General features: G+C 47.1%; 16 protein-coding genes. 11 read left to right on the forward strand and 5 right to left on the reverse strand.

Going from position 1 to position 23,076, the window contains the following annotated elements; genetic code table 11:
• Nucleotides 1–19: 19 nt before the first annotated feature.
• The 3 genes from tpiA to folE all read left to right on the forward strand — a co-directional run bounded on the left by tpiA (nt 20) and on the right by folE (nt 1,939).
• On the forward strand, nt 20–775 hold the full coding sequence (tpiA, locus tag QUW60_RS02810; protein WP_258337824.1) for a triose-phosphate isomerase: 756 nt from the start codon (nt 20–22) through the stop codon (nt 773–775).
• A gap of 109 nt (nt 776–884) precedes the next feature.
• A complete protein-coding gene (locus QUW60_RS02815) occupies nt 885–1,346 on the forward strand; it encodes an SPOR domain-containing protein (RefSeq protein ID WP_258337823.1) in 462 nt (153 codons plus the stop codon).
• Nucleotides 1,346–1,939, forward strand: coding sequence for a GTP cyclohydrolase I FolE (folE, locus tag QUW60_RS02820; RefSeq protein ID WP_258337864.1), 594 nt, complete (start codon nt 1,346–1,348; stop codon nt 1,937–1,939). The genes QUW60_RS02815 and folE overlap by 1 nt, the downstream gene beginning before the upstream one ends.
• A gap of 130 nt (nt 1,940–2,069) precedes the next feature.
• On the opposite strand, the gene QUW60_RS02825 is transcribed toward folE, so the two are convergent.
• Nucleotides 2,070–3,986 (reverse strand): heparinase II/III family protein, encoded by a 1,917-nt coding sequence (locus QUW60_RS02825; protein WP_289558364.1) that lies wholly within the window; start codon nt 3,984–3,986, stop codon nt 2,070–2,072.
• 447 nt (nt 3,987–4,433) lie between these two features.
• Here QUW60_RS02825 and QUW60_RS02830 point away from each other — a divergent pair, with 447 nt between their 5' ends.
• The 3 genes from QUW60_RS02830 (at nt 4,434) to QUW60_RS02840 (ending at nt 10,838) form a co-directional block, all read left to right on the forward strand.
• Nucleotides 4,434–7,619, forward strand: a complete 3,186-nt coding sequence (locus QUW60_RS02830; protein ID WP_289558365.1) for a SusC/RagA family TonB-linked outer membrane protein — start codon at nt 4,434–4,436, stop codon at nt 7,617–7,619.
• A 19-nt stretch (nt 7,620–7,638) separates the two neighbouring features.
• Entirely contained in the window at nt 7,639–9,432 is a 1,794-nt protein-coding gene (locus QUW60_RS02835; protein WP_289558366.1) for a RagB/SusD family nutrient uptake outer membrane protein, read from the forward strand.
• A gap of 353 nt (nt 9,433–9,785) precedes the next feature.
• A complete protein-coding gene (locus tag QUW60_RS02840) occupies nt 9,786–10,838 on the forward strand; it encodes a hypothetical protein (protein WP_289558367.1) in 1,053 nt (350 codons plus the stop codon).
• On the opposite strand, the gene dnaG is transcribed toward QUW60_RS02840, so the two are convergent.
• On the reverse strand, nt 10,825–12,915 hold the full coding sequence (dnaG, locus tag QUW60_RS02845; protein WP_289558368.1) for a DNA primase: 2,091 nt from the start codon (nt 12,913–12,915) through the stop codon (nt 10,825–10,827). The genes QUW60_RS02840 and dnaG overlap by 14 nt on opposite strands.
• A 577-nt stretch (nt 12,916–13,492) precedes the next feature.
• Between dnaG and QUW60_RS02850 the strand changes: the two genes are divergently transcribed.
• The 5 genes from QUW60_RS02850 to QUW60_RS02870 all read left to right on the forward strand — a co-directional run bounded on the left by QUW60_RS02850 (nt 13,493) and on the right by QUW60_RS02870 (nt 19,271).
• The gene (locus QUW60_RS02850) at nt 13,493–14,551 is read left to right on the forward strand and encodes a carbohydrate porin (protein ID WP_289558369.1); all 1,059 of its coding nucleotides are present in this window, start codon (nt 13,493–13,495) and stop codon (nt 14,549–14,551) included.
• A gap of 151 nt (nt 14,552–14,702) precedes the next feature.
• Nucleotides 14,703–16,007, forward strand: a complete 1,305-nt coding sequence (cls, locus tag QUW60_RS02855) for a cardiolipin synthase (RefSeq protein ID WP_434736838.1) — start codon at nt 14,703–14,705, stop codon at nt 16,005–16,007.
• A gap of 83 nt (nt 16,008–16,090) precedes the next feature.
• Nucleotides 16,091–17,221: a DNA polymerase III subunit delta' gene (holB, locus tag QUW60_RS02860; protein WP_289558371.1), complete on the forward strand. Its 1,131-nt coding sequence runs from the start codon at nt 16,091–16,093 to the stop codon at nt 17,219–17,221.
• A 6-nt stretch (nt 17,222–17,227) separates the two neighbouring features.
• On the forward strand, nt 17,228–18,676 hold the full coding sequence (locus tag QUW60_RS02865; RefSeq protein ID WP_289558372.1) for a PSP1 domain-containing protein: 1,449 nt from the start codon (nt 17,228–17,230) through the stop codon (nt 18,674–18,676).
• A complete protein-coding gene (locus QUW60_RS02870) occupies nt 18,642–19,271 on the forward strand; it encodes a gliding motility lipoprotein GldH (RefSeq protein ID WP_258337813.1) in 630 nt (209 codons plus the stop codon). Before QUW60_RS02865 ends, QUW60_RS02870 begins: the two co-directional genes overlap by 35 nt.
• A 5-nt stretch (nt 19,272–19,276) precedes the next feature.
• Here QUW60_RS02870 and rodA read toward each other — a convergent pair whose 3' ends face one another.
• Genes rodA through mreD form a run of 3 tightly spaced genes read right to left on the reverse strand, consistent with a single transcriptional unit; the run spans nt 19,277 to nt 23,059 of the window.
• Entirely contained in the window at nt 19,277–20,731 is a 1,455-nt protein-coding gene (gene rodA / locus QUW60_RS02875) for a rod shape-determining protein RodA (RefSeq protein ID WP_289558373.1), read from the reverse strand.
• Nucleotides 20,712–22,562: a penicillin-binding protein 2 gene (gene mrdA, locus QUW60_RS02880; RefSeq protein WP_289558374.1), complete on the reverse strand. Its 1,851-nt coding sequence runs from the start codon at nt 22,560–22,562 to the stop codon at nt 20,712–20,714. The genes rodA and mrdA overlap by 20 nt, the downstream gene beginning before the upstream one ends.
• Entirely contained in the window at nt 22,562–23,059 is a 498-nt protein-coding gene (gene mreD, locus QUW60_RS02885; protein WP_258337810.1) for a rod shape-determining protein MreD, read from the reverse strand. The genes mrdA and mreD overlap by 1 nt, the downstream gene beginning before the upstream one ends.
• Between the last annotated feature and the right edge of the window lie 17 nt (nt 23,060–23,076).

The raw sequence follows: 23,076 nt of genomic DNA on the forward strand, positions 1-23,076 counted from the left end.
CCCTTTAAAATTAAACAAAATGAGAAAGAACATTGTAGCAGGTAACTGGAAAATGAACAAGAACCTGCAGGAAGGTATTGCTTTGGCAAAGGAATTGAACGAAGTGCTGACCGCAGACAAGCCGAATTGCGACGTGATTATTTGCACTCCGTTTATCCATCTGGCTTCTGTGACTCCGATCGTTGACAGCGCTATCATTGGCGTAGGTGCCGAGAACTGTGCAGACAAGGCTTCTGGTGCGTATACCGGTGAAGTTTCGGCTGAGATGGTGGCATCAACAGGTGCTCAGTATGTTATTCTGGGACATTCAGAACGCCGTGCATATTATCATGAAACAGTTGAAATCCTGGCTGAAAAGGTTAAACTGGCATTGGCCAACAACCTGAAGCCGATTTTCTGCATCGGTGAAGTACTGGCAGAACGTGAAGCAAACAAGCAGAACGAAGTTGTTGAAGCTCAGTTGGCTTCTGTATTCTCTCTGTCGGCTGAAGATTTCAGCAAGGTTATTCTGGCTTATGAGCCGGTTTGGGCTATCGGTACGGGAAAGACCGCAACTCCGGAGCAGGCAGAAGAAATCCACGCACATATCCGTTCGCTGGTTGCAGCCAAGTATGGCAATGAGGTGGCTGAAAATACTTCTATCCTTTACGGAGGAAGCTGCAAGCCTTCAAATGCAAAAGAACTGTTTGCAAAACCGAATGTTGACGGCGGACTGATCGGCGGTGCTGCGCTGAAGGCTGCTGACTTCAAGGGCATTATCGATGCTTTCAAATAATCTGGCAGAACAGCTTTAACGTTTTATATTTTATACAGGGGAGCAGAAACAGGCGCTCTTTCAGCGTGCATTTTTGCTTCTCTGTGCTTTTATTTTTAATCCGGACATTATGAAATATCTTTTCTTTTCTGTCGTTGCTTTTCTGGTCAGTGCTGCCGGAGCATACGCACAAAGCAATATTATCGAGAGTTTGCAGACTCGCCGTGCAGGTGAAGGAGTTGTGACTGTTCATCAGGATGCGCAAATCTCCGGAATGATCGGCAAGCGCTATGTACTTTCACCGTCAGAACAGCCGAATGTTTTGAGGACCAGAGGATTCCGCGTGCAAGTGTATGCCGGGAACAATTCCCGCCAGGCGCGTTCGCAAGCGTATGATGTGGCGGCAAAGGTGAAGGAGGAATTTCCAGATATGCCGGTTTATACCTATTTCCAGCCTCCACGCTGGTTGTGCCGCGTTGGTGACTATAAGACTATGGAGGAAGCTCATTCGGCAATGCGTATGCTGAAAGCGACAGGCGTCTTCAAGGAAGTGTCCATTGTGCGCGAACAAATAAATATACCGATAGAATGATGATTGACAACAGCTTGATAAACTGGCCGGAAGAGAAGGTAGAGAAACTGAAGGCGCATTACGCTGAAATCCTTTCGCTGCTGGGAGAGGATCCGAATCGTGAAGGGTTGCTGAAAACCCCGGAAAGAGTGGCCAAGGCCATGCTTACTTTGACCCGCGGATATGAAATGGATCCCAGGGAGGTTTTGAATGCGGCGAAGTTCAAGGAGCCTTACAGTCAGATGGTCATAGTAAAAGACATCGATTTCTTTTCGATGTGCGAACATCACATGCTTCCTTTTTACGGGAAGGCGCATGTGGCTTATATCCCTAACGGATATATTACGGGATTGAGCAAGATTGCCCGTGTGGTGGATATTTTTTCTCACCGCCTGCAGGTTCAGGAGCGCATGACGCTGCAGATCAAAGAGTGTATTCAAGAAACCTTGAATCCGCTGGGAGTAATGGTGGTTGTTGAAGCGAAACACATGTGTATGCAGATGCGTGGTGTGGAGAAACAGAATTCGGTCACGACTACCTCCGATTTTACGGGGGCTTTCAACCAGGCCAAAACCCGTGAAGAATTCATGAACCTTATTCGGGCGAGATACTGACCTGAGGCGATACCGTTCTGAATACAAAGGCACAAAGTCGCAGAACTTTTGTATTGAACTTGAATGCGTTTTCTCTGTGGCTTCGTGCCTCTGCGTTCGTCTTGCAGAATTGTTGCGTTATTCTGCAAGGTCAAAAACTGACCGTGAACTTATAGTTTCCTTCTTTAGACAGACGCTTTGCCGTAAACGAGATTCTGTAGATTTCCTTTCCCCAAACATTCGACAGTGTCGGATCGGTAAGCGGTATCGTTTCTTTTGATGCCTCAAACTCGTCCGGATTGAACTTTATGGTTGCGGAAATGTTTTCTCTGCTGATGCTTACCTTGTCGCCTTCGATGCTGATGTTCCCCCAAGTCATGAAGTTGATCTGATTGGGAGCAATGGCTTCTTCAAGACTGAACTTGTCCCTGATGACCAGTTGGTTGTTCTTAAGCTGATACGAGCGGATCCAGTCTTTGATTCCGGCTTCCGCAGGGTAGGCTTCTTTTAGGTTCAGCCTGAACTCGTTGGGAGAGGCTTCTGCATCTTGGGCCTTGTATTTTCTTCCGTATTTTTGTGGGATGCCATTGACGACGGGCAGATTGTGATAGTTGCTTTGCATGGTCCATATCTTGTATCTTTCCGAACTGAATGTTTGTTTGGTATAGGTGCCTACTCCTGCATCCAGAAATACCGGGGTGTCCTGCACCCATAGGGAGAAAGTTCCGATGTCATTGTGGTTGTGGCTTTCGTCGTTATATCCTCCTTTGGCGGCAAAGAACGCTTTTCCTTTCCTTATATAGCAGAATTGCGTTTCCGGATACCAGATGAAGTCGGGAGTTTCGTGCGCCGGAGCATATCCGGACAGCTCAGCATCCGCTTTCAGCCCTTCCAGTATTCTGTAGAAATCTCTGCTTGCAAGCGTAATCCTGTTTTTCTGCTTTTGTTTGAGATAGGCGGCGAACTGCTTCATCCGGCTGCTTCCGATAGCCTGTCCGAACCGGAAAATCAGCTGGGGATCTCCTCCTCCTTTGGCAGATGCGTCTGCAAAGTTGACCACCCATCCGTTTCCTACATAGCTGTTTGATATGTATTCTGCCATGTTTCTGATCTGGCTGTCCTCAAAGAAGTTGATGCGGTTGCCTGTGATGTCCGACAGCAGGACGAGGTAATCCAGCACTTTCCCTGATGCATGTCCCCAGTAAGAAGGCCCTTCTTCGCAGGCTCCGTCGCTATGTACGTAATTCAGGAATTTATCCACAGACTGGATGCTTCTCCAGATTGCTGCCTCAAGCCGTTGCGGATTGTTTTCCAGGAGCATGAATGTCATGAGCGCATTGCTGTTGCACCATGGATTCCAGTTGTTTATCATGTTTCCTTCCTTATAGTTGACTGCCATCCACCAGAATCTGTCGTCCTCAAGATATGGTTTCATGATGCGTTTGTCCAGTTCATGATAAAGCCTTCGGGAGATTTCCGGATCTGTTTTGTCGAAGGTGTCGTGCATGAAATAATAGGTCCATGCAAGGATGTTTCCCAAATCTCCTGCTGTCAGGTCGATCAGATCATATTCGTATGAAGGAAGCGAGCGGCCGGACGGCTGGTTGGGGAGATGCGCCGACAGAGCCCATGAAGTCATTTCGCAGGTGTGGAACACTCCGTTTATCAGCTGGTCGGTGAAGCGTCCTTTTCCTTCTGCCAGTTCTGCCAGCAGCAGTTGTACGATGGCATAGTTGTTTGCATCGAACGGTGATTCCATGATCTTGCGGTTTCCGCTTCTTTCAAACTCGAGATAGTCGGTTGCGGTAATCACCTTCCATTCGTGCTTCAGCTGCTTTTCTCCGTTTCTGATGACTGTTTCCTTATTTTTGCCCAGCAGCTTGTCCCATCCTTCCCGGTCTGCATAGGATGGATAGTCCACCCATTTCTGTTGCGTGACCAGATAGTCTGAGATTTGTTCTCGGGTGATTTTGCTTTGCAGCAGGTTTCTTTCCGTATATGCCTCCAGCGTTGCCGGAAATGCCGCCAGGAATGTAATGACTGCCAGAAAAAAGTTTTTAGTTTTCATAGATGTTGATTTTATAGAATTTTGCGGTTAAATGTAGGCAGAATGATTGAATTATGCAAACGCGCCTTTTGTATCTCCAAGCCGGGAAATGCTGTTTTCTGTTCTGAAAAACGTGCTTTTTCACCCTTCAATTTGCAAACGGCATCGTGGTTTCTATAAACGACGTTGTGGTTTGTACGAACCGCATTGTGGTTTGTATAAACAACATTGTTGTTTATAACTTCCTCCGTCGAATTTCGATTATTCTTCTTTTGCGGCAGGAGCATTTTTTGCGGATGTGGTCCTTTTGCTTTTTGTGATTTTTTATTATGGATTAAGGTATTTGATGAATTTTTCCGGACTAAAATTAAATAGATTAAATACTTTCTTTATATTTGCTCCCGATATAATTGAAACCGAATTATATGACCAACTAAAATTTAATGCTTAATGAAAACGGAAAAACGAATGACAGTCCTTTATTCTGAAAGGATGTTGTTGGGAGCATCGCTCATTTTTGCTGCCACAAACGTGATGGGAGCCGTTGATTCTTCTCCTGTTTCCCATGTAGACGCTGTAGAGAGTATCCTTCAGCAGAAAGAAATCTCTGGTACCGTAGTGGATGGTTCGGGGGAACCTGTTATCGGTGCGAATGTTGTTGTCAAGGGCACGACGAACGGTACGATTACTGACCTGGATGGAAAATTCACACTGAAAGTTCCTGCAGAGTGTGTTGTTGTGGTGTCTTATATTGGCTATAACAGCCAGGAAATCAGAGTTACATCATCGACCACCCGGTTGTCTGTGTCGTTGAAGGAAGATTCAAAGACACTGGACGAAGTTGTAGTTGTCGGTTATGGTGTGCAGAAAAAGGTAAACCTTTCCGGTTCTGTTTCTTCCATTAATATGGACGAACTGACCGAGAGCCGCCCGATTACCAACGTTTCTCATGCTCTGGCAGGTATGGCCGCCGGTGTGAATGTGCAGTCGGCAAGCAACCAGCCCGGTAATGACGATGCAACCATCCAGGTGCGCGGGCAAGGAACTCTGAACGACTCTGCGCCTCTCGTCATCATCGACGGTGTGGAATCGAGCATCAGCTCTGTAAGCCCTCAGGATATTGAGGCGATGTCTGTGCTGAAAGATGCGGCTTCGGCTGCCATTTACGGTTCGCGTGCCGCAAACGGCGTCATCCTGATTACCACCAAGCAGGGCAAGGCCGGAAGCATGAAGATTGACTACAACGGTTATGTTTCGTTCACTTCGCCTACCATCCCGAGCACGATGGATCCGGTGTCGAATTATGCGGACTATATGGATCTGATCAATGAAGGTTACACCAATTCAAACAGTAATGCTGTATTTTCTCCCGAAGTAATTCAGTCATGGCGTAATGACAACGGACAAAATCCGTTGCTTTATCCTAATACAAATTGGCTGGATGATACATTCCGCAACTCTGTTGCCCACAACCATGTGCTTTCCATGAGTGGCGGTACTGAGAAGATTCGTTTTTATTCATCGTTCGGTTATCAGAACAATCCGGGTGTTATGGAAAATACCGGTTTTGAAAAATTTACAGGGCGTTTGAATGTTTCGGCTGATTTGAAGCCCTGGCTGAGTTTGGGCGTGCAGGCTAACGGTTATGTTTCTAACATGGATCCTGCGGCCAACTATGACAGCAGTGACAATACGACGGCTGTAAGCGAAGTGTTTACATATGCAAGTGCAACAACCCCGGGTATGGTGTTCCGTGCGCCTGACGGCAGATATGGAGCGGTTAATAATACAGAGGATGCCGCTCAGAGTTCTGTAAACAATCCGTTGAAACGCTTGAATGCTGTTGCAGGGAATATTCGTAAAACCAATATGCGTGCCCGTTTCTTCGGCACGTTGAAACCTTTCAAAGGATTTTCTATTACAGCGTCTTATACGTATGAGTTTCTGGATGAGGACCGTTCAAGAAAACCTGTGTTTATAGATAGCTGGAACTTTCAGACCAATACGGTGACGGCAACGACAAGAGGAAGAACTTCTCTGTATAATTATGACGGAAAAACTCAGCGTTTCTTCGGAGATGTAGTTGCTCGTTACGAATCACGCTTTTTGAAAGATCGTTTAGGACTGAATGCGATGATCGGTGCCAGTCAGGAAAGATATTATACGCACAATTTCTCGGCTTCAAAGTATGACCTTATTGACTTGAGCCTGAATGTTATGAATGCTGCGATTGGCGAGGCTTCGGCTTCCGGTTCCAGTGCCGAATGGGCAATGCGTTCTTTCTTCGGACGTGTCAATTTGGATTGGGAAAGCAAGTATTTGCTTGAAGTGAATCTCCGTGCAGACCAGTCTTCCCGTTTCTTGTCAAAGAACCGTACAGGCTATTTCCCCTCAGCTTCAGTTGCATGGCGCATTGAGCAGGAGCCGTTTATGGCAAATCTGGTTGACAAGGGACTGAGCAACCTGAAACTCCGTTTGTCTTATGGATCTTTGGGTAACAATTCGGTGGGGAACTATGATGCGCTGGCAACTTATGCTAATCGTCCTAGTTCGGGCACCGCTTATAATTATGTGCTGAACAATGCGCTGGTGTTAGGACTGGTGCAAGCACGTCTGGCAAATCCGGATTTAACATGGGAGTCTACGTATATGACTAATGTGGGAGTTGATTTCGGCTTTTTCAATAATCGTTTGACCGGAACTGTCGATTATTTCCATAAAAGGACTAAAGACATTCTTATCGATTTGCCGGCTCCTATCGTTCACGGAACAGCTTCAATCCCCAAGCAGAACAGTGCGACGGTTACAAACAAAGGTATCGAATTCACTTTGGGATGGCAGGATAAAGTGGGTGAATTCTCTTACGGAATAACCGGAAACTTTACATACGTGAAGAATATGGTTGATAAATATAAGGGGACGGATAAGGGTGGCATGACCATTAGCGGTGCCAATGTGATTTGGGAAGGACATCCCATTAACTCTCAGTATCTGCTGCAGGTAGACCGTATCATTCAGACAGACGAAGATCTGGCTATAGTAAACGAGATGTTGGCTAAGAATCCGAAAGCATTTGATGCCTTCGGTGTGCCCGAGAAGGGTGACTTTCTGTATAAGGATGTGGACGACAACGGTATTATCGACTTGAATGACCGCGATATCGTGAGCGACGGTCCGAATCCGAAGTTCCAGTTTGGTCTGAATCTGAACGCTGCATGGAAAGGAATAGATTTCGCTATTTTGTTCCAGGGACAAGCCGGTGCGGAGGTCTATTGGCAGAATGATTTGGTCAACACTGCCAGTGTAAGGCAAGGTTATCAGCTGAACAAGGAGGTTTGTGACGGCAGATGGTATAAAGGCAGAACAGATGCTTCTTATCCAAGATTGCTGGAATATCAGGATCAGAGAAACAAGCAGGTGAGTGATTTTTATTTGGAGAATCTGTCGTTCCTCAAGATTCGCAATATTCAGTTGGGATATACACTGCCGAAAACATGGACTAACAAGCTGACTCTTGACAGAATCCGTGTGTATGCAAGTATGGAGAACTTCTTTACATTTACTTCATTCAGAGGCTTTGACCCTGAGCTGGGAGCGACTGTGGCTTATCCTGCCATGAAGAGTATGGTAGTAGGTGTTAATGTTACATTTTAATTAAATAGAAAAAATGTCTATGAAAGCATATAAATTGATTTTAGGTTTAGGAGCATGTATGTGCCTGACTACCGGATGTTATGATTTGGACGTATATCCGGAGGACGAGCTGTCAAGCGGTACTTTCTTTCAGACTCAGGATCATGCTGATCAAGCTATGATGGGAGTCTATAATATAATGACGGATAACGATGTTTTCGGACGTCAGTTTGCTTTTGACTGTTTGGGAGGGATTGGAGCCGGATACGATCCTTATGCTTATCAGTCTATTGCACGAGGCACTTATACCACTTCGGAAAGTGCTGTTAGCAATAAGTTCCAGAAATTATACGAAGGTATCTCGCGTGCAAATATCGTATTGCAGAATGTAGATAACTGTGACATGACTGATGACTTAAAGCTGCAGTATAAAGCTGAAGCAAAGTTTATGCGCGCTTTATTTTATTTCACATTGCTGGACTTTTGGGGAGGGGTTCCCATATATGATGAGGAAACTGTTGTTTCTGAGGATTTTATGAACATGCTGGAACCGCGATCTACAGCAGAGCAGGTAAGAGCATTTATTATTGAAGACCTGAATGATGCTATTGATTATTTGCCGGGAGAATGGGATAACACAAACAGCGGTAGAGCAACTTGCGGTGCGGCTTTGGCTTTGAAAGGTAAGGTGTACTTGTGGAACAAGCAGTATCAGGAAGCTCTCAACTGCTTCAATGAGTTGTTGGACAATACGGAAGGGAAGTATGCAACCTATAAATTGTATCAGCCGACCGGAGATTCTAAGACTGACTATGCTAACCTGTTCAAGCCGGGAGGTGACGAAAGCAGCGAAATGATTTTCGCAATTCAGAATATTGGCGGTGTAGGACAAAACTTTGGTATGCCGATGACTTTTTATATGGGAACTCGTGCTTCTTACGGCAGTTGCTGGAATAATATGATGGTTGCTACAACATTTGCCGATTCATATGAAACAAGAAACGGACGTAACTATGATTACTCAACATTTCAGTTTGATTGGGATAGTTTCACCGGTTTGAACTACTCTACGGATGAAAGTGTGAGAAAACAAGTTTTCTATTCCACCTTGAATGCGGACAAGACAGCTGTCGCTACTTATACGGCATATAGGGACCAGCTTATAGACATGTATGAAAATGAACGCGATCCACGCATGTCTGTTTCTCTGATTTGTCCGTATTCTACATATGAAGGATGGAGTCAGAATGCTCCAAAGACTACGGAATATGTGTTGACTGGAAATACAAATGAAACTACAGTTTTAAATGGATTTGTTCAGGTAAACCAAGGCCATGAACTTTATGTGTGGAGAAAATTCGTTGCGGAAGCAGATATGGATGGGGCAATCAATAACCGTGAGGATACTCCGATTAATTTCCCGCTGATACGTTTAGCTGATGTGTATTTGATGATGGCAGAATGCCATAATCAGATGGAAGGTGGAAATCAGAGTGAGGCTATTCGCTATATCAATTTGGTTCGCAATCGTGTCGGCATGCCGTTAATAAATGAGACTGGAAGCCCGTATCAGGTAGCAGAAAATAAGGATGCTGTATTTAATTGCATTAAGCATGAGCGCGCCGTTGAACTTGCTGCTGAAGGGCACAGCTTCAGTGATATGAAGCGTTGGGGACTGCTTGAAACGATAGGCAGAGAAGAGAAGTATATCACTAATATAAATACAGCTTTCTACACCCGTGTAGTCCGTGAACGTGACTATCTCTGGCCGATTCCCCAGACAGAAATGGATATCAATCCGAATCTGAAAGGGCATCAGAATCCTGGCTGGTAAATCAAGTTGTGGCAATTGGCGAATTGCATAGATATTAAGTTTGAAGAACGGGGCAGGTCGTCTTTGACGATTCTGTCCCGTTCGATTTTTATTTTTTACGTTGTGTCGGGTGAAGTTGGGAGTAGTAACGTGATGATTGTCAATTTTATCCGGATAGTTGCATATTTCATTATGATAGTCGCCTGTTTCTGCTGCTTAGTTAGGAATCAGGATATTCGTGCTTTTCTTTTTTCGCTTGAAACGTTAATTTTGCTTTTGATAGTTAAGGGCACTTCTTTTGGCGGAAAGAACATTTCCTGTGTCCTCCAGTGTTAACGGCGATTTGGGAAGTGGCGCTGTAAATGAATGTAATTATGAAAAACATGGAAAAACTGCGGATGTGTGTATTGGGGCTGTGTTCCTTCTTCTTGTTTTCGTGTGGAAGCGACGATGACCCCGGAATCAGTGGATTGCAGAATGATTATTTGGATGTTGCAGGCGGGGAGTTTGTTGCAGGCGAATTGCCTGTTGGGGACAATGATTTGATGCTTCAGTCGGCTACTTTTGACGGTTCGGCTCTTCCGGGAGGAAGCTCGTTTCTGGTACTTCAGTCTACTGAAGAATTGAGTGAAGTGAATCTGACCGTTCAGGGACAGACTGGCTATATCAGGGTTCCTTTGAGCAATCCTGAAATAGTCAGCGCAAAGGTGCGTTCTGCATCTTTGTATGAATATCAGGTGCTTGTTATGATCAGCCAGCATCTTGACAGTGACTTTACCATTGAATTCACTACGGTAAACAAGAATGGTGAGGTTTCTTCGAAAGTGACCAGAAATGTCAGCTATGTGGAAGCTGGTACTGGTTCGCTCCAGGTGAATCTGCGTTTCAGCAATGCAAAGGACGTGGATCTTTATGTAGTGGAACCGAACGGGAATGTGATTTATTATGGTATGCCTTTCCCGTATTATTCAGAAAATTATCAGGCATATATGGGCTGGGAATATGCTGATACGGACGAAGAGCCTGAGTGGGATCCGATAGGCCTGGATGTGGACTCTAATGCCGGATGTAACATTGACAATATAAACAGTGAGAATATTTTCTTTGACGAGGCCTGTCTGCAGAAAGGCACGTATGAAGTATGGGTGAATATGTATTCGAACTGTGATCCGAGCACTCCTACCGGTTATGCTGTGCTGGCGAATTACAAGGGAAGCATGATCAGCAACAGTTTGGGAGAAAATCCCGTAACCGGAGAATTTCCTGTAAATGAGCCGGACAATCCCATTGATGAAGAACTGACCGGAGCCAGAAAAGTGATGGAGTTCACTATAAATGAAGGACGTGATCCGGGACGTTCCCGTATTTCTGAAGGCCTGCCTGTTATGTGGGAGAAAGGGGTGCTCAACAGGCTTATGAAGCATTGACCACCCGGTCGCCGGCTTTTCTTGCCAAGGCGATTTGGGTTTGCTGTATGTCCTTGAAGTGCATCATGACGCGGGTGTATTGTTGCGGGTCGTTGACAATCTCCGGTTTTGTCAGAGCTTGAAGCGTGTGTTTCATCTCTTCTTCTACAATTGACAGCTTGAAGTCTATAACCAGACGGGGAATGAGTTCGTAGAGCCGTTCCTCGTCTGTAACTATTTTCTGGCCTTTTGAATGGTATTTGCTCAGCTGGTAGCGTTCGCTGATCAGGTCTGCTGCAAGTTTGCTGATAGCCTGGTTCGGATGGCTTACAAAGTGCCGTTCGGCAACGAAGCTGTCATCGTGCAGACGTTCTTCCGCTTCTTTGAGGATCTCCCGGTGCAGTGCGTCGTGGAACTGGAGATCGTCTTCCTTCAGACTTTGTGCAATGTATTCGATGACAGTCAGCGGCGTTTCATCGCCGTTCTCGTTTTCTACATAGCACATCACTCTTTCTCCATAGCGGATAAGCATCCGCACCAAGTCTTCTTCTTTTTCATAAAAGACTTTCCGTTCGTTTCCTTCGGCAGGAATGAACGACGTATAGTTGTCAGCCGGAATCTCGTCGTTTGCCGGGATGCCGTTTCCGTCGGACAAAGCCGGCTGGCCTGTTGATTCTTGCGCTTCTTGTGCAGGTTTCGCCCCTTCCTGTACGGCTGGAGCAGGCGAGGAGGAATTCCGCTGTTCGCGCAGTTTCTTGCGTTCCGTTTCCTTTTGTTTGCTCTCTTTAGCCTGTTCGATCAGTTTGGCGGTGGCCTCCACCAGTATCTTTTCATTCATTTCAAGCAGTTGGGCACACTCGCGGATATAAACCGAGCGCACGATTGCATCTGGAATGACGGAAATGCTTTTCACGATGCTTGAGATGAGCGCAGCTTTCTTTATCGGGTCTTTGCCGGTTTCTGCGAGCAGCAGGTTGGTCTTGAAATGGATAAAGTCCACTTCATGCCCGTTGATATAGGCCTGATATTCTGTCGCGTTATGCTTGCGTGCGAAACTGTCCGGATCATCTCCGTCAGGGAGCAGGCAGACTTTTACATTCATACCCTCTTCAAGCAGCATGTCGATGCCTCGTATGCTGGCCTTGATTCCGGCCCCGTCGCCGTCGTAAAGCACGGTGATGTTGTTCGTAAAGCGATGGATCAGCCGGATCTGGTCGGATGTCAGGGCAGTGCCCGAAGAGGCGACAACATTTTCTATTCCGCTTTGGTGCATGGAAATCACGTCTGTATACCCTTCTACAAGAAAGCAGCGGTCCTGGCGCACGATGGCTTGTTTGGCGAAATAGATTCCGTACAGTTCCTTGCTTTTATGATAGATTTCCGACTCGGGCGAGTTGACGTATTTCATCTGTACGTTTTTCGTGGCAGCGTTCAGCACGCGCCCGCCGAAGGCCACGACTTTTCCCGAAAGCGTATGGACCGGAAATATGACACGCCCCCAAAAACGGTCGTTCAGCGATCCGTCTTCTTTTCGGTAGCAAAGTCCGGTCTTGACCAGAAACTCTTCTTTATATCCTTGCTTCAGGGCAGCCTGCACGAATGCTTTGTGGGAGTCGGTGCTGTATCCGAGCTGGAATTTTTTGATGATGTCATCCCTGAATCCTCTTCCGCGGAAGTATGTCATTCCGATGCGCTGGCCTTCGATGCTGTTGTGCAGAATGTTCTGGAAATAGTCGTTTGCGAACTGATTCACAACAAAAAGGCTTTCACGAAGATCGTGCGCCTGTTTTTCTTCTTTTGTCAGTTCACGTTCCTTGATTTCGATGTTGTATTTTTTTGCCAGCCATTTGAGTGCTTCATAATAAGACAGTTGCTCATGTTCCATAATGAAATGAACCACATTCCCTCCTTTTCCGCAGCTGAAACATTTGCATACGCCTTTGCTTGGAGAAACGCTGAACGAAGGTGTCTTTTCGTTATGGAAAGGACAGAGTCCGATGTAGTTCACTCCCCGTTTGCGGAGTGTGACAAACTCTGATACGACATCAACGATCTGAGCGGCATCAAGAATACGGTCTATGGTGGCTTGGTCTATCATGTGCTATGAAATTCGGCATGCAAAGTTAGGAAATATCACTGGAAAAATCGAATAAATCCGGCAGATTAGCGAACTGTCACAGGCAAAAGGACGTTCTGAGCTGCTCGGTCCCGGAGATTTGAGGCTGCATGTGTATGCCGTCGGCGATGTGTCAAGGGATACACGCTATATCATCGAGGGTCAAAATACGCTGGTTCCAGTTGTCCGGCCTGTTGAAAAGTGAAACTTTTCCGTGAAAAATCTGTATCTCCAGCCTAAAGATGTAAATCTCCAGCCTGGAGATATGTATCTTTAATCTGAAGATGCATGTCTTTATCCTGAAGACAGACTTTTCTGCGGGGTGCTTCAGTTTTGTGTCTGCATGCAGGCTTGTCAGGAATCAGGGTATAGGCTGCCTGCTTTTATTTTTTTCTGTCTGTATATTGTTTGTTATCAGTTGTTTATATGCTTTGTTTTTGTTTATTTTAATTTTGTCTTTGTCTAAATTATGCGGATTGCAAAAAAGAATATAAATTTGCAGCGCGATTTTGATAAATCGGCATTATGTTCTTATTATTATTTACGTATATTATTTGAGGTGAAAAAGCTGACAACTTTATTGAGCTGTTTGCTGTGTGTGTGCTGTTCCTATGGGCAGTCGCGCGTGTCATGGGGCGTAACTGCAATGACTGAAGGCAACTGGAACATGTCGGACGGAAAGACGGCATGGGTGAATTATCTTGAGGCGGATTTGAATGTGGCATTGTGGAAAGGAGCCCAGTTTGAGGGAGCAGCCATAGCTACTTATGCGGCCGGCAAGCTGGTTGAAAACAGTTTGCTGGGATATTCAAATATTTATACCGATGAGAATAAGCCGTTTCGTCTGATTCAGGCTTCCATTGGACAGCGGATTGGAAGCCTGCTGTATTTGTCTGTGGGGTTGCGCAACATCGACATTGATTATTTTACAACCCCTTCTACCAGCTTCTTTACGGCGCCGGCCGATGCGGACTTTCCGATTATTTCAAACAACTATCCGGTGGCTACTTTCCCGATGTCGGCAATAGGCGGTCATCTTGAAGTGTATCCATTTGAGGGCTTTGTCGCCAAGGTGAGCGTATATAACGGTGTGGCTCATGAAACATTCGATACGCAGTTCCATTTCAGGCCGTCTGCCGAGGGATTGTTTTCTATCGGCAGTCTTTCGTATGAATATAAGACCAAGGGCGAGCACTCAGCCAATTATACGCTGGGATACGTGTATGGAAAAATTCCAGGGGAAGGCGCAGAAGCTTCTTTCGACCGGAAAACGGGACTTTGGGGACTGGTGGAACAGCCGTTCCTGCATTGGAGGGGAACGCAGTGGTGTTTGCTCTTGCAGGGGGCCGTCATGACACGCCACACGTCAGGAACGCATGGCTATTGGGGCGCAGGGCTTACGGTTAACGGCATCTCAAATCGGAAGATGATGGCTGGGTTTGCCGTCAACCGCATGCATGACCACCTTGAAGGCAATGAAGTGGGTATGGAGCATACGTGGCTGGTTCCGTTGAACAACTGGCTTTCCATACAGCCGGCACTGCATTTTATTTATAGCCATCACCGCAAGGATGTGGTGGGACTGCTTCGCTTGAGCGTGTCACTGGGCAATCTGTAATGTCCGGACAGGCGGCAGGCTATGGTCAGAATGTCGGGAGGATAAGTGGTCGTCTTGGCTGGGGTAATGGCTTGTTTTGTCGGAGTTGCGTGTATTTTGTGCGTGTGCTTTTGCTGTTTCTGAAATATTCCATACTTTTGCTTCGGTTTGAATCAGAATTGGAATGAAGAAAAATCAAAATAGATGTTTGTTGTCGTTTTTCTTTCTTTGGTGCGTCTTTGGTGTGCAGGCGCAGAATGCGGCGGCTGTAGACTCATCGAAGGCTTATTTGCCCTCCGATTCTCTTTTTGTCCGTTTCCTGCATAGCAGGGATATACCTGTGACACAGCATAATAAAATCACTCTCCTGACCAGCGGAAGGAGCAAGTTCGCCCATCTGTTCAAGGATATACGGAAGGCAAAGCAGGATATTCATTTGGAGTATTTCAATTTCCGCAACGACTCGATAGCAAAGGAGCTTTTTACCCTTCTGGCCGAAAAGGCGAAGGAGGGGGTGAAAATACGCGCCATGTTCGATGACTTTGGAAACTTGTCAAACAGCCGCCCGCTCCGGAAGGAGCATCTGAAAATGTTGAACGACCGTGGCATCGAAATCATCAAGTTCGATCCTATCCGCTTTCCTTATGTGAACCATATCTTTTGCAGAGATCATCAGAAGATTGTGGTCATTGACGGAACGACGGGATATACGGGGGGAATGAATATAGCTGATTATTATATAAACGGCCTTCCTGAAGTGGGCCAGTGGCGCGATATGCATGTACGGATTGAAGGGCCTGCTTCCGAACAGCTTCAGAAAGCTTTTTTCCGGGTATGGAATCAGGAGTCGCACCAGCAGGTGGAAGGCAGCCGGTATTTTCCCTACACTTCGGGCGCGCTGCATGCAGATACAGCTTCTTCTCATCTCGGCAACCAGGTGGCCATTGTGCAGCGTGTGCCAAAGGTGGCTCCCGACATTATGCGCAAAGCTTATATCACAGCCTTGGATGTGGCCGAACATAAGGTTCAGATAATCAATCCTTACTTTACGCCTACACGCAGCGTGCGGAAAGCCATTAAGCGGGCTGCCAGACGCGGGGTGCGGGTTGAGATCATGATTCCGGGCAAATCAGACATTCCTTTTACGCCCGATGCGGCATTCTATATTGCCGAGAGGCTGCGAAAAGCAGGAGCGCACATTTATGTGTTTAACGGAGGCTTCCATCATTCTAAGGTGATGATTGTGGACGACCGCTTCTGTACGGTAGGAAGTACAAATCTCAACAGCAGGAGTCTGCGCTGTGATTATGAAATCAATGCGTTTATCTTTGACCTGCCCACTACTGCCGAACTGGGAGATGTGTTCAAGGCCGACAAAAAGAACAGTACTGTTATGACGCGCGAAGAGTATCGGAAGCGCGGCCCGTGGAAACGTTTTGTGGGCTGGTTTGCGCATTTGTTTACTCCGTTGTTATAGAAAGGAAATAAAAACGTCATATCTTTCACATTATGTTCAATATTTTTTTTATTTTTGTCCAGCTATAGTAATTTAGACGGGATATGCCATTTTTTAGAGATGTAGTTGGACAGGATGAGGCGAAGCGACTTTTGTTGGGCTGTGCGCATGACGGCAAAATGCCGCATGCCCTGTTGTTCGCGGGCAAGCTTGGAACCGGGAAGCTTCCTTTGGCATTGGCTCTGTCACGCTATCTTCTCTGCCAGCATCCGGATCCGGAAGACGCTTGCGGCAAATGCCCTGCCTGTAAGATGATGGACCGTCTGGCACATCCTGATCTGCATTTCGTTTTTCCTATAGTCAAGAGAAAAGGCGGTAAAGATACGGTTTGTGATGAATATCTGTCCCAATGGCGGGAAATGCTGGAGAGGAACGCTTATGTCACTTTGCAGCAATGGATGGAGAAGATTGATGCCGGCAACCAGCAGCCGCAGATTTATGTGCGCGAAAGTGACGAGATCCAGCGGAAACTTTCGTTGAAATCGAGTCAGGGAGGCTATAAAGTGATGCTGGTCTGGCTGCCTGAAAAGATGAACGTGGAGTGTGCCAACAAACTTCTGAAGCTGCTTGAAGAACCTCCTGCCAAAACCGTGTTTCTTTTGGTGAGCGAGCAGCCTGAACAGTTGCTTGCCACGATTGTCAGCCGCACGCAGCGGATAAATCTTCATCCGTTGGAAGATGCGGACATTGTCCGCTTCCTGCAGGAACGCTGCGGACTGGTGGAGGAGGATGCGCATGATATAGCTCACCGTTCGGCAGGAAGTTTGATCAAGGCTCTTGAAAACATTCAGTTGAGCGACGAGAACAAGCTTTGTTTCGAACTTTTTGTCAGTTTGATGCGTCAGGCATACAGCCGTGATATCCGCGGGCTCAAATCATGGAGCGAACAGGTTGCCGGGATGGGCCGCGAACGGCAGAAGAACTTGCTGGAGTATTGCCAGCGGATGGCAAGAGAGAATTTTGTCAACAATTTCCACCGTAAGGAAATGGTTTATATGAATGCGGAGGAGGAGCATTTTGCGGTCCGGTTCTCTCCGTTCATCAACGAACGCAATATCTTTCAGATAATGGCATTGTTGGGAGAAGCTCAAGCCCATATTGAACAGAATGTGAATCCCAAAATGGTTTTCTTTGATATGGCACTGAAAATGATTATTGAAATGAAACAACGATAACGATATATGAATGAATTCAAGCTTAAAAACGGAAGCGGCCCGCTTTGTTGCAAGGGCTGCGGACGACAGAATAATAAACTGAACACTTACGACTGGCTGGCTGATATTCCAGGGAATGCGGAGGAGCAGGATATGGTGGAAGTGCAGTTCAAGAATACGCGTAAGGGATATTTCAAGAACAGCAACGGACTGCATTTGGAAAAGGGCGATGTAGTGGCGGTCGAAGCAAGTCCAGGCCATGATATCGGTACTGTGACGCTGACAGGCAGGCTCGTGAAGTTGCAGATGCGGAAGGCCAATATCAAGCCTGACGCTGAAATCCGCAGAATCTATCGGAAAGCGAAGCCGGTGGATATGGAGAAGTATGAAGAAGCCAAGTCGCGTGAGCACGATACAATGATCCGCTCGAGGAAAATAGCGGAGAGTTTGGGCTTGCAGATGAAAATCGGCGACGTAGAGTATCAGGGAGATGGCAATAAGGCGATTTTTTATTATATAGCAGACGAACGTGTGGACTTCCGGCAGCTGATAAAGGTGCTGGCTGAAACATTTCGTGTCCGCATTGAAATGAAGCAGATCGGAGCGCGTCAGGAAGCCGGCCGCATCGGTGGAATAGGGCCGTGCGGACGTGAACTGTGCTGTGCGACATGGATGACGAATTTCGTGTCTGTATCTACCAGTGCCGCCCGCTATCAGGATATTTCATTGAATCCTCAGAAACTGGCCGGACAATGTGCCAAGCTGAAATGCTGCCTCAATTATGAAGTGGACGCTTATGTGGAATGTCAGAAACGTCTTCCAAGCAAAGAGATTACTTTGGAAACGAAGGACAGCACTTATTATTACTTCAAGGCTGATATCCTGAAAAACCAGGTGACATACAGCACAGACAAAGGCATTTTGGCGAATGAGGTGACAATCTCTGCACGGCGTGCGTTTGAAGTCATCAGCATGAACAAAAAGGGGGAGAAGCCCGACACCCTGGGCGAAAATGCAACAGTGTCTGATGTCCCCCGTTCAAAAGATCTTTTGGAGCAGGAAAGCCTGACTCGTTTTGACAAGAACAAGAAAAAGAAGAAAAAACAGAAAAATAATTCTGTACAGAATAAGGATGTTTCTGCAAAGAGTGAAAAGAAGCAGAATGCAGGCGAACCGAATGCGAACCGGAATAAGCAGGCGCGCAAGCCTGCTTCCGACGGGCGGCAGAAACAAGGGGGAGCAATGCAGCAGGCTGTTCAGGCACAGTCTGCTGCGGCAGAGCATCGTGAAGGCCGTCCGGCTGACGGCAGGCAGGTTGTGGCAGAAGGAGGCAGCAACGCTTCGCAGCAGCCGCGCCAGAACCGGAACGGCAGAAAGTTCCGGCGGAATGACGGAAACAGGCGCCAGCCGGAAAAGGAAGGCAATACTAATGCTTCAGGCAATGATAATAAAACAGTTCCAGAAGTGCAGGCCTGATTCGAAGACATTTTTCAGACTGTCTGAGAGTTGTTTGCATGGTGATTTTGATGAAAAGAGTTTGCGTGGTGCCGGCCCTAGTGTGTATCACGCAAATTCATGCGGCGCTTATTTCTTCTACAAGTTCAGAAACTTTGTTTTGCTGGCATTTCTGGCTTGTCTTTCCTTTTCGTGCCAGAATGATACGGTGTATCATACTTACCAGGCTATCCCCGAGAACTTCGGATGGGGGCGGGGGGATTCGCTGAATTTTTACTTCCCTCCAGGGATTCCTCCGGCAGCGTATACGCTTGAAGTAGGCATACGGAACACTGACATGTATCCGTACAGGGATATCTGGCTTGAAGCTACCAAGGTTATGAGTGACACCTTACCTGCTGTAACAGATACGCTGCATTTTTACCTTGCCGATGAAAACGGGCGGTGGAATGAAGACCGCAGTGCGGGCGGGTATTATCAAAGCACATTTGTCTGCGACGAGCCGCTGGTTATCGGGACAGACTCTTTCAACAGAAGTCTGCATATCATCCATGTGATGCGCGACAATCCGCTTCCGGGGATCGCTGATGTCGGCATACGTCTTTTGAGAAAGTAGTGTGCTTATTTCTCGCGCGTTGCGTCTATCCGCAGAAAGACGAACAGCAGAATGGTGAATCCCCACAAAGAGGAGCCTCCATAGCTGAAAAACGGCAGAGGAATGCCGATTACGGGTGTGAGTCCCAACACCATACCTATGTTGATGAACAGGTGGAAGAAGAAAATTCCCAATACACAATAGCCGTACACTCTGCCGAAGCGTGTTTCTTGGCGTTCCGATAGAATGATAAGCCGCAGTATAAGTGCCATGAAGAGAAGGATGACTGTTGCAGAACCTACAAATCCCTGCTCTTCTCCCACTGTGCAGAAAATAAAGTCGGTGTCTTGCTCCGGCACATATTTCAGTTTTGTCTGCGTTCCGTTTAAGAAGCCTTTGCCGAAGAGTCCTCCTGACCCGATGGCTATTTTGCTTTGGTTTACATTGTATCCGGCACCTGCCGGATCATCTTTCATTCCCAGCAGAACCTCAATGCGGACTTTCTGGTGAGGTTCAAGAACTTTGTTGAAAACATAGTCGGTAGAAAAGAAAAAAGCGATGGATGCTGCTGTAAAGAAAATGATGTACAGATAGTTGCGCAGCCGTTCGCGCAGAAAAAGCAGGAAAAGGAACACGCATAAGGCTCCGCACAGCCATAATTGCAGGTGGCACACGTTGAACGGTATGACGTAGCATGAGAACAGGCTGCTTGCCAATATGATCCCTCCGCCTATTCCTAAAATATACATGTGAGTGCAGGATCCCCGGCCCTTGTAAATCCATGCCTGTATTCCGGCGAGCAGCACAATCAGTGTCAATACCGAGAACTCTCCCCATGAGGTCATTTCATCCGGCATCATTTCTGTTCCGAACCGTAAGCCGACAATGAAAAAGACAACGGCGCAGACTCCCGAAAAAAGTACAGCGCCTGTCATCCCTTCGCGGTACAGCATGAGAAAGAATGACAAGTATACCAGTGCAGATCCTGTTTCCTGCTGAAGAATTATCAGCATCATAGGAAGCAGGATAATGGCCAGAACGGTCAGCAGATTGCGTGTGCGTTGCATGGAGAACGTGTATTCTCCGATATATTTTGCCAGCGCAAGGGCTGTGGCGAACTTTGCAAACTCTGCCGGTTGCAGACTGACGGGTCCCAGCACGATCCATGAGCGTGAGCCTTTTATTTCGTGAGGGTTGAAAATCGTTCCGAATAGCAGAAGAATCAGGATGCCATAAATCAGGTAGGCGTATGTGTCATAAATGCGGTCTTCAAGCATTAGCAGAACGAATCCCAGCCCCAGTGAGCAGCCTATCCACATCAACTGTTTGCCCGACCGTGTGGCAAGGTCGAAGAACTCCGGCTCCCCATAGTTGTAGCTGGCTCCGCATATGCTGAACCATCCGTAGATGACCAGGGCAAGGTAAAGCCCCACGGTCCACCAGTCGATATTTTTCCAAACGCTACCTCTCATGTATGCCATATTCTATCCTCCGGTTCTGAATGTCTGTTGCCAATAGTTCGTCTTGTGGAGATAATTCCCTTTTCAGGTATTTTTCAATCATGAGCCTGCCGATGGGCACTCCGTATACGGCGCCGAATCCTCCGTTCTCGACATATACGGCAACGGCGATTTTAGGATTGTCCATAGGTGCAAACCCCATGAATGCAGAGTGGTCTTTTCCTCTGTTCTGAGCCGTTCCGGTCTTGCCGCACACTTCGATGTCAGGAAGATTTGCCATGCGGCATGTTCCTCCGGTTACGGCAGCCCGCATTCCTTGCACCACTTCCTCGTAGTGTGACCGGTCGGCTTTGGTGTATCTTTTCTCGCGGTATATCGAATCGATGGATTCTCCTTCAATTTCTTTTACCACATGGGGCGTGATGAAATATCCTCTGTTGGCTATTGTAGCTCCGAGGTTTGCTATTTGCAGCGGAGTCAAGGTCACCTCTCCCTGCCCGATGGCGATACTGATGATGGTCAGTCCGTTCCATGAGCCGCGGTAAGCTTTGTCGTAGACGCTTGCATTGGGAATAAACCCTCTCTTTTCTCCGGGGAGGTCGATTCCTAGTGTGTATCCGAATCCCATTGATACCATATAGTCGCGCCAGGTGTTCATGGCCTTCTGCACGGAGCCGTATTGCTTTTTTGCGCCGATCATGTGATAAAGTCCCCAGCAGAAATAGCCGTTGCATGATGTGGCTATGGCGGGAATCAGCGGGAGCGGAGAGGGGTGTGCGTGGCATCCCACGTGCAGCCCGCGGAAATTGAATCCTTTGTTGCACGGATAGGTTGTAGACGGGGCGATAATTCCTTCCTGAAGAAAAGTCAGCGCCTGTGCCGTCTTGAATGTAGAGCCGGGGGGATATGTTCCCATGATGGCACGGTTTAACAGAGGCTTCCATGGGTCTTTGGCCATCTTCATGTGGTTTTTGCCTCTGTTTCGTCCAGACATGAGCTGTGGATTGTATGAGGGAGATGACACCAGGCACAGCACTTCCCCCGTGGAAGGTTCGATGGCCACGATGCTTCCGATTTTCCCTTCAAGGAGCCGTTCTCCCAGTGCCTGAAGCTCGATGTCCAGGCTCAGCTTCAGATTTTTTCCGGCAACCGGTGCCTTGTCGAATTTTCCGTCCATGTAGTTTCCCTGTATTCTGCCCCTGGCATCGCGCAGAAGAATTTCCACTCCCTTTTCTCCGCGCAGTTGTTTTTCGTAGGAGCGTTCTACGCCAAGCTTTCCGATGAAGTCGCCCGGAATGTAATAGTCGTCTTTTTCCATATCCGACTTGGATACCTCTGCGATATCACCTAATATGTGTGCCCCCACCGGATAAGCGTATTTCCGGATGGTGCGTCTTTGTATGTAGAATCCGGGAAACTTGAAAAGCTTTTCCTGAAACACTCCGCATTCTTCTGCCGACAGCTGGGTGAGCAGCACCTGGTTGGTATAGGGCGAATAACCCGGATTGAGCCTCCGGTCTTTCAGCTCTTTGAAGCGGTTCCGGAGAAACTCTGGAGTGATGCCGAGTGTCTGGCAGAGATCTGTCGTATCGAGTGCCGTAATTTCTTTCATGATGACCGTAATGTCGTATGCCGGCTGGTTGTAGACGAGCAGTTTCTCGTTCCGGTCATAGATTACTCCCCGGCTGGGGTACTGTATCTTTTTCAGAAAGGCATTGCTGTCGGCATTTTTCTTGTAGTCTTCGCTCATGATCTGCAGGGAGAGAAGGCGTATGAGAAAGATGGCTACAACAACAACGACAGCTCCACCGATTACCGTTTTCCTTTTTTCAAGATTGTAGTTGCGTTCCACTATCTGTTCCTCCTTATCGAATCAATGCATAGGATACATACCAGCGTTATAAGCGTATCAGTCAGTATTTTCAGCACCAGTGTGCTGAAGCTGACGAATGAAAAGGCATCAATCACATTTAATGTGGCGGTGTGCAGAAACACTGTTGCCAGCGAATAGCGGAAAAATGAAGCCATTCCCATTATCCGGATGCTCGGCTCAAAGTTGTCGCTGACATCTCGCGTAGAGAGGATGCGCAGCATACGGGGGCGGCAGAAAGCGGTGAGCACGGAAGCCGCGGCATTGAGTCCCGGCGTATTGCTCAGGATATCAACGGAGAGTCCCAGGAAAAAGGCCCATAAGGTGAGGGTCTTGATGTTCGTTCCTGAATTGAATTTCAAGATGAAGTAGATGTATAAGAATGGAGTGGCAAACTGTCCGATATGGATATGGTTAAGCACCAGTGCCTGAAGAAGCACCAGAAGAACAAACCATTGTAGTCTTATTAGATGTTGCATAGCTTCATTCTTTTTTC

The sequence above is a fragment of the Bacteroides gallinaceum genome (assembly GCF_030373775.1).
Classification (GTDB): Bacteria; Bacteroidota; Bacteroidia; order Bacteroidales; family Bacteroidaceae; genus Phocaeicola; species Phocaeicola excrementipullorum.